At 66.5% G+C, this 16,076-nt stretch carries 17 protein-coding genes and 1 tRNA gene; 5 read left to right on the top strand and 13 right to left on the bottom strand.

Features of this window, described 5'->3' with window-relative positions:
- The first annotated feature begins 10 nt into the window (after positions 1–10).
- Complete coding sequence (locus ACFKCF_RS52025; RefSeq protein WP_394503605.1) at positions 11–316, top strand: pyrophosphatase; 306 nt, start codon at positions 11–13, stop codon at positions 314–316.
- A 218-nt stretch (positions 317–534) separates the two neighbouring features.
- Here the strand turns inward: ACFKCF_RS52025 and ACFKCF_RS52020 are convergent, their stop codons facing one another.
- Positions 535–2,322 (bottom strand): bifunctional metallophosphatase/5'-nucleotidase, encoded by a 1,788-nt coding sequence (locus ACFKCF_RS52020; RefSeq protein WP_394503603.1) that lies wholly within the window; start codon positions 2,320–2,322, stop codon positions 535–537.
- A gap of 164 nt (positions 2,323–2,486) precedes the next feature.
- On the opposite strand from ACFKCF_RS52020, the gene mshD reads away from it, so the two are divergent.
- Complete coding sequence (mshD, locus tag ACFKCF_RS52015) at positions 2,487–3,425, top strand: mycothiol synthase (RefSeq protein WP_394503601.1); 939 nt, start codon at positions 2,487–2,489, stop codon at positions 3,423–3,425.
- Here mshD and ACFKCF_RS52010 read toward each other — a convergent pair.
- The 3 genes from ACFKCF_RS52010 to dcd all read right to left on the bottom strand — a co-directional run bounded on the left by ACFKCF_RS52010 (position 3,400) and on the right by dcd (position 5,773).
- Positions 3,400–4,404, bottom strand: a complete 1,005-nt coding sequence (locus tag ACFKCF_RS52010; RefSeq protein WP_394503599.1) for an inorganic phosphate transporter — start codon at positions 4,402–4,404, stop codon at positions 3,400–3,402. The genes mshD and ACFKCF_RS52010 overlap by 26 nt on opposite strands.
- Positions 4,405–4,412: 8 nt before the next feature.
- Positions 4,413–5,030, bottom strand: a complete 618-nt coding sequence (locus ACFKCF_RS52005; RefSeq protein WP_106243913.1) for a DUF47 domain-containing protein — start codon at positions 5,028–5,030, stop codon at positions 4,413–4,415.
- Positions 5,031–5,197: 167 nt separating this feature from the next.
- The gene (gene dcd, locus ACFKCF_RS52000; protein WP_394503704.1) at positions 5,198–5,773 is read right to left on the bottom strand and encodes a dCTP deaminase; all 576 of its coding nucleotides are present in this window, start codon (positions 5,771–5,773) and stop codon (positions 5,198–5,200) included.
- A gap of 99 nt (positions 5,774–5,872) precedes the next feature.
- On the opposite strand from dcd, the gene ACFKCF_RS51995 reads away from it, so the two are divergent.
- Positions 5,873–5,943 (top strand) — tRNA-Gly (locus ACFKCF_RS51995).
- Between the two features lie 83 nt (positions 5,944–6,026).
- On the opposite strand, the gene ACFKCF_RS51990 is transcribed toward ACFKCF_RS51995, so the two are convergent.
- The 7 genes from ACFKCF_RS51990 to ACFKCF_RS51960 form a co-directional block, all read right to left on the bottom strand.
- Entirely contained in the window at positions 6,027–7,175 is a 1,149-nt protein-coding gene (locus ACFKCF_RS51990) for a tyrosine-type recombinase/integrase (RefSeq protein ID WP_394503597.1), read from the bottom strand.
- Positions 7,172–7,396: an excisionase family DNA-binding protein gene (locus tag ACFKCF_RS51985; RefSeq protein WP_394503595.1), complete on the bottom strand. Its 225-nt coding sequence runs from the start codon at positions 7,394–7,396 to the stop codon at positions 7,172–7,174. Before ACFKCF_RS51985 ends, ACFKCF_RS51990 begins: the two co-directional genes overlap by 4 nt.
- Positions 7,393–9,003 (bottom strand): replication initiator, encoded by a 1,611-nt coding sequence (locus ACFKCF_RS51980; protein ID WP_394503593.1) that lies wholly within the window; start codon positions 9,001–9,003, stop codon positions 7,393–7,395. Before ACFKCF_RS51980 ends, ACFKCF_RS51985 begins: the two co-directional genes overlap by 4 nt.
- Positions 9,000–9,155, bottom strand: coding sequence for a hypothetical protein (locus tag ACFKCF_RS51975; RefSeq protein ID WP_394503591.1), 156 nt, complete (start codon positions 9,153–9,155; stop codon positions 9,000–9,002). The genes ACFKCF_RS51980 and ACFKCF_RS51975 overlap by 4 nt, the downstream gene beginning before the upstream one ends.
- Positions 9,152–10,570, bottom strand: coding sequence for an FtsK/SpoIIIE domain-containing protein (locus ACFKCF_RS51970; RefSeq protein ID WP_394503589.1), 1,419 nt, complete (start codon positions 10,568–10,570; stop codon positions 9,152–9,154). The genes ACFKCF_RS51975 and ACFKCF_RS51970 overlap by 4 nt, the downstream gene beginning before the upstream one ends.
- An 82-nt stretch (positions 10,571–10,652) precedes the next feature.
- On the bottom strand, positions 10,653–10,946 hold the full coding sequence (locus ACFKCF_RS51965; protein ID WP_394503587.1) for a hypothetical protein: 294 nt from the start codon (positions 10,944–10,946) through the stop codon (positions 10,653–10,655).
- Complete coding sequence (locus ACFKCF_RS51960) at positions 10,943–11,356, bottom strand: plasmid replication, integration and excision activator (protein WP_394503585.1); 414 nt, start codon at positions 11,354–11,356, stop codon at positions 10,943–10,945. The genes ACFKCF_RS51965 and ACFKCF_RS51960 overlap by 4 nt, the downstream gene beginning before the upstream one ends.
- 263 nt (positions 11,357–11,619) lie before the next feature.
- On the opposite strand from ACFKCF_RS51960, the gene ACFKCF_RS51955 reads away from it, so the two are divergent.
- A complete protein-coding gene (locus ACFKCF_RS51955) occupies positions 11,620–13,035 on the top strand; it encodes a DUF4041 domain-containing protein (RefSeq protein WP_394503583.1) in 1,416 nt (471 codons plus the stop codon).
- A gap of 11 nt (positions 13,036–13,046) precedes the next feature.
- Here the strand turns inward: ACFKCF_RS51955 and ACFKCF_RS51950 are convergent, their stop codons facing one another.
- Both ACFKCF_RS51950 and ACFKCF_RS51945 read right to left on the bottom strand, forming a co-directional pair.
- Complete coding sequence (locus tag ACFKCF_RS51950) at positions 13,047–13,778, bottom strand: GntR family transcriptional regulator (RefSeq protein ID WP_394503581.1); 732 nt, start codon at positions 13,776–13,778, stop codon at positions 13,047–13,049.
- A 143-nt stretch (positions 13,779–13,921) separates the two neighbouring features.
- Entirely contained in the window at positions 13,922–14,152 is a 231-nt protein-coding gene (locus ACFKCF_RS51945) for a hypothetical protein (RefSeq protein WP_394503579.1), read from the bottom strand.
- A gap of 437 nt (positions 14,153–14,589) precedes the next feature.
- On the opposite strand from ACFKCF_RS51945, the gene ACFKCF_RS51940 reads away from it, so the two are divergent.
- Positions 14,590–16,002: a helix-turn-helix domain-containing protein gene (locus ACFKCF_RS51940; RefSeq protein ID WP_394503578.1), complete on the top strand. Its 1,413-nt coding sequence runs from the start codon at positions 14,590–14,592 to the stop codon at positions 16,000–16,002.
- Positions 16,003–16,076 lie beyond the last annotated feature (74 nt).

The following is a 16,076-nucleotide window of genomic DNA, read 5'->3' as shown; positions in this document are numbered from 1 at the left end:
GCTCGCGCCCATGGATCTGCGCCAGCTCGCCGCCGAGATCGAACCCATTTCCAGCCGGTACGCGGACAAGCTCGGGATCGAGCGCGACGACACCTGGTTCCTGCTCAAGCTCCAGGAGGAGATCGGCGAGCTGACCCAGGCGTTCCTCATGCGCTCGGGCCGGGCCAGGACCAAGGGACGCACGGCGGACGAGCTGGACGCGGGCTTCCGGGAGGAGCTGGCCGACGTGCTGTGCCACGTGGTCCTCATGGCCCACCATCACGGGGTGGACCTGGAGGAGGAGGTGGCGCGTAAGTGGCTGGCGTGGAAGGTCTGACGGGGGCGCCGTCGCGGCGGCCGGCCCCGTGCGGGTCAGCGGGCGTCACCCTGGAGGCCGCCCGCCACGTGCGGCGGGTGGTGCGGGCCGTGCTTTGCCGTACGGGATGAAAAAGCGCCACGGACGGCGGGAAGGGCCCCGAGCGAAGAGCGCCACGTGCGGCGGGAAAAGGGCGGCCCGCCCGAGGAGGAGACGGGCGGGCCGGAGGGAAAGAGGCGTCAGTCGACGGCGGTGATCCGGTTGATGGCCGGCGGGGCGATGGGGTTGTCCTTGCCGAGGTGGTCGACGAAGGCGTCGATGTCCAGCGGCCCGCTCCACAGGTCGGTGCCGTCCTTGAAGGCGGCGAACGCGTCACCGCCGCCCACGAGGAAGTTGTTCGCGGCGACCCGGATCGACTGCGTGTCCGTCACCGGCACCCCGTCGATCTTCATGTCCGACACCTTGGAGCCCCAGGCGGCGCTCCGGCTGTAGGTGTAGGTGAAGTTCGACGACGGCTGCAGGATCTTGGTGAACGGCTGGTTGTTGGGTCCGCCGGTGAACTGCTGCTCGAGCACCGTCTTGAGCTGGGCGCCCGTCAGCGTGACGACCTGCATGAGGTTGTTGAACGGCTGCACGGTGAACGCCTCGCCGTAGGTGACGACGCCGTCGCCCTCGTTCGCCGGGGACGTCGCGTACGTCAGGGACGCCCGCACCCCGCCCGGGTTCATCAGGGCGATCTGGGCGTTGCCGCCGGTCTTCGTGGCGGCCAGCTGGCCGTCGGCGATGAGGTCGCCGAGCGCGGACTCGCCGGAGGGCGCGGCCGTGTTGGTGATGTCGGCGGTGATCTTGCCGACGGGCTTGTTCGCGACGGGCGCGACGCGGTCCTTCCACGTCTGCACGAACGCCGAAATTTCGGGATCGGGGGTGACCGTCCGGGTCACGACGTGGTTGTCGGCGACGACCGAGGCGCGGTCGATGTCCCGCGTCTTGACGTTCACGTTCAGGTCGACCTGCGTGATGACCCGCCCGAACGAGCCGCCCTGCGAGTAGACGCGGTCGTTGCCCGCCGGGTCCTTGACCTTGCACAGGTACGCCTGGTGGGAGTGCCCGCTGAGCACGATGTCGACCTCCGGGTCCACCTGCGTGGCGATGCGGTTGCCCGCCCCCGGGATGGCGCTGCACGCGTCGGGCGACTGGCCCGCGTTCACCTGGTCGCCTTCGTGCACCAGCACGACCTGCGCCTTCACCCCGACGAGCTTGAGCAGCTTCGAGGCGACGTTCGCGGCCTTCACCTCGTCCACGAACTTGAGGTCCTTGATCCCCTCGGCCGTGACGATGTTCGGCGTGGTCTGGGTGACGAGGCCGATGAAGCCGATCGGCACGCCGTTCATCCACTTGATGCTGACCGGCGGCAGCGCGGGCACGCCCCAGTCCGACAGGACCTGCTTGACCTGCGGCGAGGTCGAACCGCCGAGGGCGGCGAGCGCGTCGGTCTTCTCGTTGGCGTTCTTGAACAGGACGTTCGCGCCCACGTAGTCGAACTGCGCGCCCTTCCACGGGCCGGCGGGCGAGCAGCCGTCCACCGGGTGGCAGCCGCCCCTCATGATGCGCCGCAGCTCGGTGTAGCCCTCGTCGAACTCGTGGTTGCCCACCGCGGCCACCTTGAGCCCCAGCTTGCCCATGAACTCGACCGACGGCTCGTCGTGGTAGGCCGCCGAGATCAGCGGCGTCGCCCCGATGAGGTCGCCCTGGGCCACGGCGATGGTGTTCTTATCGGCCAGCGCCTTCATGTGCGTGGCGACGTACGCGGCGCCACCGGCGTCCACGGTCTGGCCGTTCTCGTCCACCATGCGACCCGAGGATCCGGTGGGGGGTTCGAGGTTGCCGTGGAAGTCGTTGAGCGCGAGCAGCCGTACGGGCACCGTACGAGGGGCTTTGCTCGCGTCCGCCGGGAGCGTGGCGAGCATGACCGCACCCGAGGCGACGGCTCCGGCCAGCGCCAGCCGGAGGAAGGAACGAGACGTCATGGCCCAAGACGTTACGTCGGGAATCTATGCAGCCAATGGCGCAAAGGTAACGATTTGCCAGGTTGTCACATGGCGTTATTTGCCAGTCATGCGCCTAGAGTTCGTTCTGTGAGCGTACGAGGGAGATTGGCACCGCGTGATCGCTCACAGCGAAGGAGGGCTCTGTGGGCGAGCATGTGAAGGTCAGGGAACGGCTCGATGACACCGAGGTCGCCGCGGTGCTCGGCCTGGTGGAGGCGGCGACGGAGACCGACGGCGTCCGCCCGCTCAACGAGCACGTGATGCTCCATCTCCGCTACGGCGGCGACCCGCAGGCCCGATCCCTCCTCCTGGAGGCGGACGGCACGCTCGTGGGCTACGCCCACATCGACCCGACGGACGAGGTCGAGGGCCCGAGCGCCGAGCTCGTCATCCACCCCGCCCACCGCCGTCAGGGCCACGGCGCGCGCCTGCTGAGCGCCGTCGTGGAGCTGGCGGACGGGCGGCCGCGCCTGTGGGCGCACGGCGACCACGAGGGCGCCGGGGCGCTGGCGGCCGCGTTCGGCTTCGAGCGGGTGCGCTCGCTCTGGCAGATGCGCCGCTCCCTCTTCGCCCCTCTTGAGGCTTCCGCCCTGCCCGACGGGGTGCTGCTGCGCACGTTCGTACCGGGTCAGGACGAGGAGGCCTGGCTCAAGGTCAACGCCGCCGCCTTCGCCCACCACCCCGAGCAGGGCGCCTGGACGATGGACGACCTGCTCCGCCGCGAGCAGGAGCCCTGGTTCGACCCGGAGGGGTTCTTCCTGGCCTTCCGCGGCGACCGGCTGGCCGGCTTCCACTGGACGAAGATCCACGGCTCCTCGTCCCACGGCCACGAGCCCCTGGGAGAGGTGTACGTCGTGGGCGTCGACCCCACGCAGCAGGGCACCGGCCTGGGCAAGACGCTCACCCTGGCCGGGCTGTGCCACCTGCGCTCGCGCGGCCTCGCCCAGGCGATGCTGTACGTGGACGAGGCCAACACGGCGGCGATCAGGTTGTACGAGTCCCTCGGCTTCAACCGCTGGGACGTGGACGTGATGTACGCCCCCTCCGGGGAGGCGGCTACTCCACCACCGCGTGAAGGATGAAGTAGGAGACGGCGGCCACCAGGGCGGCGGCCGGGATGGTCAGGATCCAGGCGGTCACGATGTTCCCGGCGATCCCCCACCGCACGGCGCTGAGCCGCTTGGTGGCCCCCACACCCATGATCGCCGTGGTGATCGTGTGGGTGGTGGAGATGGGTGCCCCGAACCCGATGGCCGCCCCGTACAGGACCGTCGCCGCCGCCGACTCTGCGGCGAAGCCCTGGGGCGGGTCGAGCGCGATGATGCGCCGGCCCAGCGTACGCATGATGCGCCAGCCGCCCGCGTACGTCCCCAGCGAGATCGCCCCGGCGGCGGCCAGGATGACCCACTGCGGGATGGGGTCTGACGGGTTGGCGAACCCGCCCACGGTGAGCGCCAGGAAGATGACACCCATGGTCTTCTGCGCGTCCTGCAGCCCGTGCCCGAGCGCCATGGCGGCGGCCGAGACGGTCTGCGCGTAGCGGAAGCCGCGGTTGGTCTTGCCCGGCTGGCTGTTGCGGAAGATCCAGTAAATTGCGATCATGATCAAGGCCGCCAGGGTGAACCCGATCAGCGGCGACAGCACCATCGGGACGACGACCTTCTCGACCACGCCGTCCCAGTGCACCACGCTGGCCGAGGCCAGGGCGGAGCCGACCAGGCCGCCGATGAGCGCGTGACTGGAGGAGGAGGGCAGGCCGAAGTACCAGGTGATCAGGTTCCAGGAGATCGCACCGATGAGCGCCGAAGCCACCACGACCAGTCCATGGGGGCCGTCCGGAGCGTCGATGATCCCCTTGCCGACCGTCTGCGCGACCTGGGTGCCCAGGTGGGCGCCGATGAAGTTCATGGCCGCGGCCATGAACAGCGCGGCCCTGGGGGTCAGGGCCCGGGTCGAGACGGAGGTTGCGATGGCGTTCGCCGCGTCATGGAACCCGTTGGTGTAGTCGAAGACCAAAGAGATGACGACCACGCCGATGACGAGGGCGAGCGTGAGGTCCATTACTGGGCCTAGCTTTCCTTGACCGCGATCGACTCGACGGTGTTGGCCACGTGCTCGAAGGCGTCGGCCGCCTCTTCGAGGGCGTCGACGACCTCCTTCATCTTCATGACGGTGAGCGCGTCGTACTCGCCGCTGAACAGCTTGGCCAGCAGCCTCCGATAGACCTGGTCACCCTGGTTCTCCAGGCGGTTGACCTCGATCCAGTACTCGTTGAGGTTCTTCATGGACCGCAGCCGCGGCATCGCCTCGGCCGTCAGCTCGGCGGCCCGCTCCAGCACCTCTACCTGCCTGACCACGTCCTTCGGGAGGTGGTCGATCTGGTACAGGACGATGAGGTCGGAGGCCGCCTCCATGGCGTCCATCACGTCGTCGAGGTTGGACGCGAGTCGGTAGATGTCCTCACGGTCGAACGGAGTGATAAAGCTCTCATTGAGCCGGTTCATGATCGCATGGGTGCGTTCGTCCCCGGCGTGCTCGCAAGCACGCATCTTCTCGGCCAGGGCCTCCCTGTCCGATCCGTCACTGATGATCTCTACCAGCAAGCGGGATGCGGTGACCAGGTTGTTCGCGGAGTCTGCGAACAGGTCGTAGTAGCTGTCCTCACGTGGCGTGAGACGCAGGCGCACGTCGTTCTCCAGATGTGCGGGGATGGTCCGTGGAAAGGGTACGGGCTACCAGGCGAAATGCGAACTTCATGTCCCCTTCTCCTACTGGTTACCCTGCGTATGTTGTGCAACACCCGGGACAGAGGCTACTTTGGTGCCTTTTTTGTCACCTTACCGGGGGACCGATATCAAACCTTGGTTCGATGGAAGTCCCGGAACGACCTCGACGGCGTCGGTCCCCGCTGGCCCTGGTACCGCGACCCGTACTTCGCGGACCCGTACGGATGCTCGGCGGGCGAACTGAGCCGGAACACACACAACTGCCCGATCTTCATCCCCGGCCACAGCTTGATCGGCAACGTGGCCACGTTCGACAGCTCCAGCGTGACATGCCCGCTGAACCCCGGATCGATGAACCCCGCGGTCGAATGCGTCAGCAACCCGAGCCGCCCCAGCGAACTCTTCCCCTCCAGCCGCGACGCCAGATCATCCGGCAGCGTCACCACCTCATAGGTGGAGGCCAGCACGAACTCCCCCGGATGCAGGATGAACGGCTCATCCCCATCGGGCTCGACCATCCGCGTCAGATCCGGCTGCTCCACCGAGGGGTCGATGTGCGGGTAGCGGTGGTTCTCGAACACCCGGAAGAACCGGTCCAGCCGTACGTCGATGCTGGAGGGCTGGATCATCTCCGGGTGGAACGGATCAAGCCCGAGCCGGCCGGCTTCGATCTCGGCAAGGATGTCGCGGTCAGATAGCAGCACGGTGAGCAACCTACCGCCCGATCGGAAACTCTGTGGGGTCGGGATTGCTGTTGTACGCCAAGTTTCCGCTACAGTGGGGGACGCGGCTTCGGGTCGCACGCGGGTGTAGTTCAATGGCAGAACATCAGCTTCCCAAGCTGACAGCGCGGGTTCGATTCCCGTCACCCGCTCTCACTATGAAAAGCCAGGTCAGGGATGGTTTCCCGACCTGGCTTTGATCGTTTTCAGAGCGGTTTTCGATCTTCCGTGCCCGTTACGTGCCCGTTACGTTTGGATCTTGCTCGTCAGGCTTGGGCTCTTCCGGCTTCAGGGCCTCCTCGGCGAGCTTGCCGAGAGCGTCTGCGATGGCCCTGTCACGCTCCATGGCGGTGTGCTGGTAGATCAGCGCGGCTCGCGTGGACGAGTGGCCCATACGGGTCATGAGGTCCCGGAGGGTCGCGCCGGACTGGGCAGCGAGGGTGTTTCCGGTGTGGCGGAGATCATGGAAGTGAAATCCGCCGAGCTTCGCCTTCTTGAGCGCCGCCGCCCAGACACGGGTGAAGTTCGCGCGCCGAAGTTTGGCACCCTTGGGCCCGACGAAGACGTGCCCATGCTCACCCTGTTCCGCGTACGTTTCCATGTGCGTGCGGAGGTCCGGGAGCAGCGTCGCCGGAATGCTGACGATGCGCTTGCCCGCCTCCGACTTGGGCGGCCCGATGGTCACCGAGCCGTCCTTGAGTTCGGTCGTGGTCCCAACGACACGGATCGTGCCTGCCTCCAGGTCCACGTTCCTCCGCTGGAGCGCCGCCAGTTCGCCCCACCGCAGGCTCCCGAAGGTAGCGAGCAGGATCAGCATCCGAAACCGTGGATCGATGGCATCGGCCAGGACGAAGACCTGCTTCATGGTCAGCACGGGCCGCTCCGGCGAGTCCTCCTTGCCCGCCCTCTTGATCGTGCAGGGGTTGGCCTTGATCAGCCCGTCCTCCACAGCCGTGTTGAAGATGGCCTTCAGGAGCCGGTACGCCTTCGCCACGGTGACCGCCCCGACGCCGTTGTCCAGGAGCTGCTTGCGCCACTTCCTGATGTGAGCCACCTTGATCTCGCTCATGGCGCAGTTGCCGAAAGTCGGAACGAGGTGGATACGGAAAAGGCCCTCGTAGAGCTGGACCGTCTTCGGCCGCAGTCCCGGACGCTCATCGATCCACGCCCCGCCGTACTCCTTGAAGCTGACCTTCCCGAGATCCGGGTTCAGCCAGTCGCCGGCCAGCAGTTCGGCCTCTTTCTTGGTCAGCCAGACCTCCGCGTCCTTCTTGGTGGCGAAGGTGTGCGGCGCGGTGCGGTCCACGCCGTCCGGTCCTGGGTACCTGGCCTGGAATCGTCCCGACGGGAGTTTCCGAACGCGCCCGAATCGACGCTTACTCATGCCGCCCTCCATGTGCGGGTGGAAGTGGGGTGGACGAGTCCCGCCGCGATGAAGTCGTTGAGCGCGGATTCGGGGATGCGAACCTTGCGCCCTATGCGGACGAAGGCGATCCGGCGTTCTTCGATGAGACGCCGGGGGAACCGCTCGCTGGTGCTGAGCCGTTCCGCTACTTCGGCGACGGTCAGGAGGCGGTCAACGGGCCTCTTGGACCCGCCGCTCATGCCGCCCTCCCTTCAGCTGCCGAAAGATCTTGGCCGTCCGCTCTGGCTTGGAGTTCGGCCATGTGAGCGCGCCAGCGTTGCCGCTCACGAACGGACCGCAGGAGCCGTACCGCCAGCGGAGCCACGTTGGCGTCACCGGCCGGGACAGGCTTCCAGACGTAGCGGTGCGGGTCTATGGGCTCGTCGGCCTTGCCGAGGGCTTCCAGGACCCAGGTACGGCGGTCCTGTTTGTGTTCGGCCAGGGTCTTGTTCGACCACTTGCGGGAGACCAGGACGCGGCGGCCTGCGTAGCCGAGGTGTTCGGGTTTGTGAGCCTTGGACCGGCACCGGCCGGGGGCCATCCCAGCTTTGGCGCCCTTGGGCTGGACGCCGTAGCGAAGCCAGTTCGGACAGGTCGGCGAGCAGGGCTCGTAGCGCAGGGCATCGACGAAGCGGGCCGCGTGCTCCTCCTGGGCCTGGCTGTCGAGCCCGTCGCCGAGGCTCTTGGTCAGGTACTTGGACAGGTAGCGGATGCACTGGTCGGCGTCCTTGGTGCCCGCGAGCACGCCCTTGACGTCCACCTGCTCGCCGAAGCGGATCACATGCAGCGGCTCGGCGTCCTCGTCAGCGTCGAGCTCGTCGAGGGCTTCGTCCCAGGTGGGCAGGACTTCGCCGGTGTGCGGGTCAAGGTAGCCGGCCCCTTCTTGCCAGATGGGCAGGTGCTCGCCCTCGAAGCGCACCTGATCGACCGATGGCCACCACACCTGATGGTAGGTGGCCGCCGCGATCTGCTTGATCTCCGCGCGGGGTAGCGTCCCGCGGATGGCCATGTGCAGGTGTGGAGCGAGCCGCTTCTGTGGCTCCACGGTGGCGAAGTACTGCACGTCGAAGCCCGCAACGCGGCGTAGATTCTGCACGAACCGATCGACCAGCTTGGAGAAGTGCAGCGCGTCGCGAGCCGCCCGTGCGTAGTCATAGGTCTGCGGATCGACGGGAGCGCCGTCGCGTACCTTGCCGTACGAGGGCAAGGTGAGCGTGACAAACAACGAGGGCCGATAGGTCCTGCCGTCCGGGGCTTGGAAGGTCCGGCCCAGCGTGGTGTGCGCCATCTTGCGCTTGGGCAGGTCTGGAGCGTCCTCCCGCCGCCTGGTCGAGCGTGAGCGCTTGGAGGTCGCCCTGCCGAGCACGCTCCCCCGCATGCCCGCCGCGTTGATCTCCTCGTCCAGGCCCTCGATCACCGCGTCCAGGTCGGTGGTGTCGCCGCCGTCGCGTTCGGTGTCGTCGCGCTGGGCCTGGATGTCGGCGCGGAACTCAACGAGCCAGCGTTGTTCCTCGTTGGGCTCGTCCAGTGGGATCGTCGGTTCCTCGTCGAGGTGCCAGCCCTCGCGGCATTGGGCCTTGCGTAGTTGCTTGTTGCGCTTGGCACATGGCGGGCACTTGCTGTCCATCGGCGAGCCACAGGGGACGTCGATGATCTCCCACTTGCCGGTGTGGGTGTCGAGTCGCTTGAGCGGGATGGGCCGGATGCACACGCCGTGGAGCTTGGCGACCTCTTCGACGACGTCTCGCGCGAGTGGCATCGCCAGGCGTACCGCTCGGGGTACTGCACGGTCTTGCGCATGGGTCATAGGGACCTCCCTTCGTCGGTGTCGATGACGTTGAGCGCGGTCTGGCCGCACTCGCGGCACTCGACCAGGGCGCGGGCCAGGTCGAGCCAGAGGGTGTTGGGCGTGCCGCAGGACGCGCAGCGCAGCCCTTCGAGGAGGTGGGCGAGAGTCATGCGGCCTCCCCGAACTGCGCGACCATCGCGCGGATGTCGGCGTCGGAGACGTAGGCGGCGCGAACCCGGATCGGTTCGGGCGAGGTCTCCAACCGCATGTAGGCGACCCCCGCGCCCAGTTCCGGAACTGGTGAGATGCGATCAGCCAAAGCGCCTCGATCGCGTGCACCGTCGCCGAGGACCATGTCCACCTGTTCGGATTCGTCGAGTCGGAGGGCGATCTTGTCGGGGAACAGGTTGCGGATGTTCATGACCTCTTTGCGTGGGTCCTGGAGTGCGGCCATGACGCCGACGCCGACCGCGCGGCCCTGGGTGGTCAGGGTGGCCAGGGCGGCGGAGATTCGTTGCCGGAGTTGTCTGTCGGGTTGGTAGGCGGTCAGGAACGCCACTTCGTCGACGACTACCAGGACGAACGGATCTTCGATCGTCGGGACGTGGGAACGTTGAAGACCGGCGAAGCGTGCTGCCCGCTTCTGCATGACGCTGACGGCCTCGTCGAGCAGGTCGGCGCAGTCGGTTGGGTCGGCGGCGTACCGGCCTTGGAACAGCTCTCGCCCGAACGACAGCTCCATCAGCTTGGGATCCAACGCCCATATCTCGACCAGGCCCGCCCGCATGGCGGGGAGCAGCCCGCGGATCGTGTCCCACAGGAACGACCCTTTGCCGGCCCCGGTCGCGCCCGCGATCAGAATGTGGGTGCCGTGCACTTTGAGCCGGAGCGGTTGGCCATCCTCCTGCTTGCCGATCTCGACTGGCCCGATGGTCGGCTCGTCAGGCACGGGCAGCGCAGGTATCGGCGAGGCCAGTGGATCCCGGCGCGGGAAGATAAGGAGCAGTCGCCCGCCCTTGATGAGCGCGACCCGGCAAGAGGTAGTGCCGAAGCCATGGGCGAGGTTGTCGATGCGGTCGGACCAGTCCTTGACCGCCTGGCCCCGCAGCATGTGGACGGTGATCCGGTCGGCCCAGCCGTCGCACTGGACGCGGGCAAGCCGGGGCAGGTAGCTGCGACCATGGACGCGCTTGCCGAGGCCGGAGACGTCCATGACGGACTGCCAGTGACGGCGGTAGACCGACATCAGCCGCCACCAGGCCAGCAGTCGCCAGCCGACGAGGCGAGCGAATGAGGGCTGGTCGATGAAGACCCAGGAGAGCAGGCTCAGCACGACGACCCCGAACAGGGATGCCGCCAGCGGCCAGCCGTACTGGTACCAGGTGAATCCGAGGGCAGTGGGCGCGGACGTCGCCACCGGGTGCCGCCAGATCGTACGCACCAGCGCGACGACGAGGCGCCACCCGTAGATGACGAGTGTGGCCAGGGCAGGTGTCCGCACGACAGCCGGTTGGAACACGACTGCGGTGTCTGGGGTGGTGGTGACGAGATTGCGCGCCTCGTCACCAGGAAGCCTCTTGAACATTAGGCTGTAGACCTCTCGTGATTCGCGTCAGGGGAGATGAGGGGCCGCCGGAAGGACCAGTTCCAGCGGCCCCGCTTGCTTGTCAGGCCGCCGCCTGCTGTTCGGCGTGGAGGCGCTCGCAGTCGGCGAGGAAGGCCGCCGCCGCGTCGAGCAACTGGCGGGCGAAGGTGATGTGCTCGTTGGTGATCTCGGCGTTGTTCGTGGTGCCGATGGTCACGTCCGCGACGCCGTGGGTGATGTTGATGAAGGCGTGAGAGTTGTCTTTGGCTGGGAAGTACTTCACTTCGGCCAGGGCGTCCGGGTAGATCGAGACCCCGATGTGGGTCTCGACGTCGGGTTGGACGCGGATGACGGTGTAGCTGTAGCCGGCGTTCATGCTGCGACCTCCTTGCTGTTGTTGGACTTGGCGTTGGTACGGGGCGCGAGCATCTGCCGCGCCTTGATCGAGTAGGCGAGCCGCCCGGACCCGTTGACGTACGGCGTGACGGTCAGTCCGTCGAACTCGACCGGCGTGAACGGCAGCCCCGCGACGGGAGCCGGGGCAACCGGCTGCGCGGGGCTGAGGATCTTGACCGCCACGGTCTTCTGAGCCGCCTTGAGCGACGGGTCGGCGTCCATGACGGGGATCTGCCAGACGAGCTCGCCCGTCTGCTTGTCCCGCGCCTGGACGAACCGGCCGTTCGTCGAAGCCTCGAAGTCCTTGACCTGCTCGACCTCCCCGACGGCGTAGCAGCCGTGCGGGAAGACCTGGGCGAACGTCACGGGGATGGGTCCCTGGATTGCCATGCCTGCCAACCTCTCTTCTTGAGCGGTCAGCCATCTTGACTGACCAAGTTGTAAGCCCATTAAGCATGACGTTCACTTGGACAGTCAAGTGCACCAAGTGGACAGGCCGAAGAAAGCTGGAACTCCGACGCGCGAAACTAGGGCGCAATAGAAATTTGGGTGATAACTCCCAAGACGGCTCTGAAAGCTCGCTTCCTGTAACCCTTGTGGGGCTCATAGCTATCTCACCTGTGTGGCTTGTCGTCTGCAGGGGAGGAGCGCACATGCCCGAGTACCAGTTCAATTCGCCCCCTGGCTGGCCGGTCCCGCCTCGCGGGTGGAAACCGCCACAGGGGTGGAAACCGGACCCGTCGTGGCCACCGGCTCCCGCGGGCTGGGAATTCTGGGTTCTGGAAGAAGTGCCGACTGCACCAACAACGAACGCACCACAGCTACCGGAACGCAAGAGCGGTGGACTCTTCGGCGGCAAGAAGCGGCTCGAAGAGGAGAACACCCAGCTACGCCAATGGGTGGAGCGATTGGGTGGGCTGGACGCCATGCGCATCGCGGCAATGACCGAGGCCCTGCACGGAGAGCACGCCGGACTGCAAACCGCTATCGACGACGCCACCCGGCGCCTTCATGAGACGGAGCGACGGGTCGTGCAGACCGAGGAGACCGTTCTGCTCCAGGAGGTGGGTGTCTACGAGTACCGGCATCCGCTGAGCGACGCGGTGGCCTATAAGGACCAACTCACGCGGGTGAAGGCTCGCATCAAGGAGATGGCCAGAGAGGGGCGAGCCGTCGTAGGCGCCACCAACTGGCAGGTGAACGGGTCTGCGGCCGAGGGACGCAAGATGGTGCGCGACTTCTCCAAGCTGATGCTGCGCGCGTACAACGCGGAGGCGGACAACTGTGTGCGTACCATGCGTCCGTACAAGCTGCAATCGGCGATCGATCGGCTGGAAAAGGTCGTGGAGACGATCGTCAAGCTGGGACGGACCATGAACATCCACGTCCACGCTGACTATCACCGAACGCGGATCCACGAACTGGAGTTGACAGCCGACTACCTGGCCAAGCAGGAGGCGGAGAAAGAACTCATCCGGGCGCAGCGCGAGCAGCAGCGTGAGGAGGAGGCCGCGCGCCGCGAGTTCGAGCGTGAGAAGACGCGCCTGCGCAAGGAGGAGGCACACTACCGGTCGGCACTGGCCAAGCTGCTGAAGAACGGTGCCGCGTCCGCGGAGAGCGTGGACGAGTTGAAGGCCAAGCTGGAGGAGATCGGTGCGGCGGTCGCCGACGTAGAGGCGCGCGAGGCGAACACCAGGGCTGGGTACGTGTACGTCATCTCCAACATCGGGGCGTTCGGGGAGAACGTCGTGAAGATCGGCATGACCCGCCGGCTGGAGCCTGAAGACCGCGTGCGTGAACTGGGTGACGCATCAGTGCCGTTCAGGTTCGACACGCATGCGCTGATCTTCAGTGAGGATGCGGTGGGACTGGAGTCGCGACTGCACGCAGAGTTGAGCGATCGCCGACTCAACAAGGTGAACCTGCGGCGAGAGTTCTTCCACGCCACTCCGGCCGAGGTGCGCGACCTACTCCAGAAGATCGCTGGTCAACACCTTCTGGAGTACCGCGACACAGCCGAAGCCCTGGAGTGGCGGCAGTCGGCCGGAGCGACTGAAACCGCCTCGTAGCTCCATCTGGGTCAGCGAATGGGGTACGCGTCCTCCAATTCGTGGCGGTCTCCAGGCAGTACGGACTCGACGACGACCCATGGCTTTCCAGTGGCATCGCAGGCCACCGCGTAGACGGTCAGCAGCGCAGCCGAGCTCTTGACGCCGAGGAGGCCGCACTCCTCCTTGGTCGGATTGCGCGCGGTGATGTGCTCGATGATGTGATCAAGCGAAGCGCCGGCCGCGCTCTCGACGTAACGTCGAACCCCCTGTTTCAACTCCTCCAGCTCGGCGAGCGCCGTTCCCTGTGCGACCTCAACCGGAAGCCACGTCGAAGAGATCTCGGTTGGCTCGCTGTCGTGCTCGACCAGCGTCCGCCGCAGCATGACCGGCGACTTGGGCTTGATCCCGAGATAAGCGGCGGCCCTGTTCGGTGCGGGGACCTCTCCAGCCGAGAGCAGCCGACTGGAGACCTGGGCCTCTTTCCGGTCGAGGAGTTCCCGCCCGGCTCGTACCTGTTGCCCCGTCGGGATCGCAGGGCGACCGCGCACGAACCGGCCTTTGCCCTGGTGGGTGACGATCCAGCCCTGATCCCGGAGGACGCCGAGCGCCTTGACGACGGTCGGCCGCGCCATGGCGAATTCGGCCATGAGCTGGTGTTCGCTCGGCAGCGGGGAGCCGGGCGGATACTCGCCCGAGTCGATGCGCCGCTCAAGTTCCGCGATCAGCTGCGCGTACTTCGGAGGCGTGTACTCAAATGACATCAGGGCTCCACATTCAACATGCCTGTCTAGCCAAGCAGGCTATCAGCGCATGCTGCTTAGGCAACCCCTTCTTCCGACAGATAGACGTACCCCAAAGAGCGACGGCGCGGCCCCGTTTCAGGGAACCGCGCCGTCGAACCGACCTACACCGCCTGACCTTCAAGCAAGGCGGCCCAGACCTCCGCAGCCTCCTTGAAGGACCACCGGTAGGTCTCGAAGACCGACTCCCCGTTGTCGTCATATTCCGTCCGGCGGATGTACGACTGACCGGCCGCACGGCACAGCTCGTAGACGATCGTCCGGCAGTGGCACGACCAGGCCACCACCCGGGCACGCTCCTCCGCTTTGGACGGCTTGCGCCAGGCCAACTGCATGTGCCCCTCCTGAACCCCTTCGACGTGTGGACTCATGCAGTCCGTGATGATCTCCACTACGACACCCGCCTCCTTCCGACACCCGAGCACTCGAAGCAGTCCACCCGCACAAGCTCGACCGCCGTCCCGTCGAGACGACGCAGCGCATCAGCACGGCTCTTGCGCACCCAGCGCCATCCCTTGGCCCGGCAGGCCCGGCACCTCTCACTTGTCGGTTGATCGCTCCGAGTCATGGGGACAAGCGTGTTCACCTGCGCGAAGGCAACCCATCCCGAGCCGGAATCCTCGGACGGGATCAGCAATATCCCTTGACGGGATAACTCCGAACGGTGAGCGTGGAGTCACCGGCAGTCCAAGGACACAAGGGGATACCGCAGATGCCCGCAGACGGGGCCGAACCGGTCGTAGTACCGGCTGACCTCTGGGAACGCCCCGAAATGCGCACTGCCCTCATAAAGCGGGATATCGGCCACCTCTTCCGACTCGTCCGCCAGTACGCAGGCGTCAGCCAAACCCGCATCGGTGTCGCCGTGGGCTTCAGCCAGGGCAAAGTCAGCGAGTACATGAAGGACAAGGCCCAAGTCACCGCGCTCGACGTGTTCGAGCGCATCGCCGAGGGCCTGGGCATGCCCGACCCTGCCCGCATGACACTCGGCCTCGCCCCGCGCATCCTCACCGGCGTTCCACTCCCACCAACACCCATCCCGACGCGGGATGGAACACCAGCAAGTGGCCTTCTTAACGTGGAACAAGTTGTTGTCGGCTCGCGCCAGCCTGACGACGCTTGCGACGTTGACGTGCTGACGCTGGCCTGGATCGTGGGAAGGCTGGATGGCCACATGGACCGCCGCACGATGCTGCTCCTCGCAGCCGGACTTACCGCCGAAAGCGCCGCCTCGATCGCCAACCCATGGGAGCGCCTCACCCTGGCCCTCACCGGCTCGCGAGCCGATCAGGAAGACACGGTCGAACGGCTAGAGGCCCGCACCATCGGGTTCCACCGCCTCGAAGAGGTCATGCCCGCCCGTTCCCTCTATCAGGGCCTCACCGCACACCTCAACGAGCTGAGCACCCTCCTCCAAGCCGGACTCCCCGACCGCCTACGCCGCCGGCTAGCCGCCACCACAGGGGAGGCAGCGGTTCTGGCCTCCTGGATCGCCTGGGAAATCAAACAGCCGAAACAGTCCACAGCCTTCGACCGCATCGCCACTCTGGCCGCTCAGGAGAGCGGACACCCCATCATCCAAGCCTGCACCTACGGCTACCGCTCGTACGCCGTCCGAGGCGCCCCCGCAGTCCAGAACATCCGCCTCGCCCAGCAGTACCTACCAGCCCAGGGCGATGACGCCACCAGAGCCTGGCTCTTGGCCCGCGAAGCCGAAGAACTTGCCAGTCTCGGCGACCGGCAGGCACTCATCCGCCTGGAACAGGCGAAGGACGCCTACGGCGACGCACGCCCTCAACGCGAACGGGCCTGGACTCGATTCCTGGATCCGGGCCGCATGGCCGCCTACCGGCTATCGACCTATGTACATCTCGGCGACGAACAGCGCGTCATCGCCGAAGGCCAGGCCGCCCTCAACGCCCTGTCACACGAGACCGACCACAAGAAGATCGCCGCTGTTTACGCCGACATCGCCGCCGCCCAACTCCGCATCGGCGACCTCAACGAAGGCATCGCCAGCGGACGCCTGGCCCTGGAAACCGCACAACGCACCGAATCCCGCTGGGCCTTCCAGCAACTCGCCGGAGTAGAGAACGCACTCACCGGCAAGCGGGACGCCACAGCCCGTGAACTCCTGCTCGCCATCAACTCGGCACATCGAAGCCTGAGCGAATCGTCCGCGTGACCACATCAGGCATGCAGCCCTGCACTGCCGAATTGTTCTTGTAGGTATCAAGGCGGCGGCGCACGCGCCGCCGC

Origin of the sequence: Nonomuraea sp. JJY05, assembly GCF_043496855.1 — a bacterium.
Classification (GTDB): Bacteria; Actinomycetota; Actinomycetes; order Streptosporangiales; family Streptosporangiaceae; genus Nonomuraea.
Note: the sequence above shows the minus strand (reverse complement) of the source record. Positions and strands in the feature narration are given on the sequence as shown.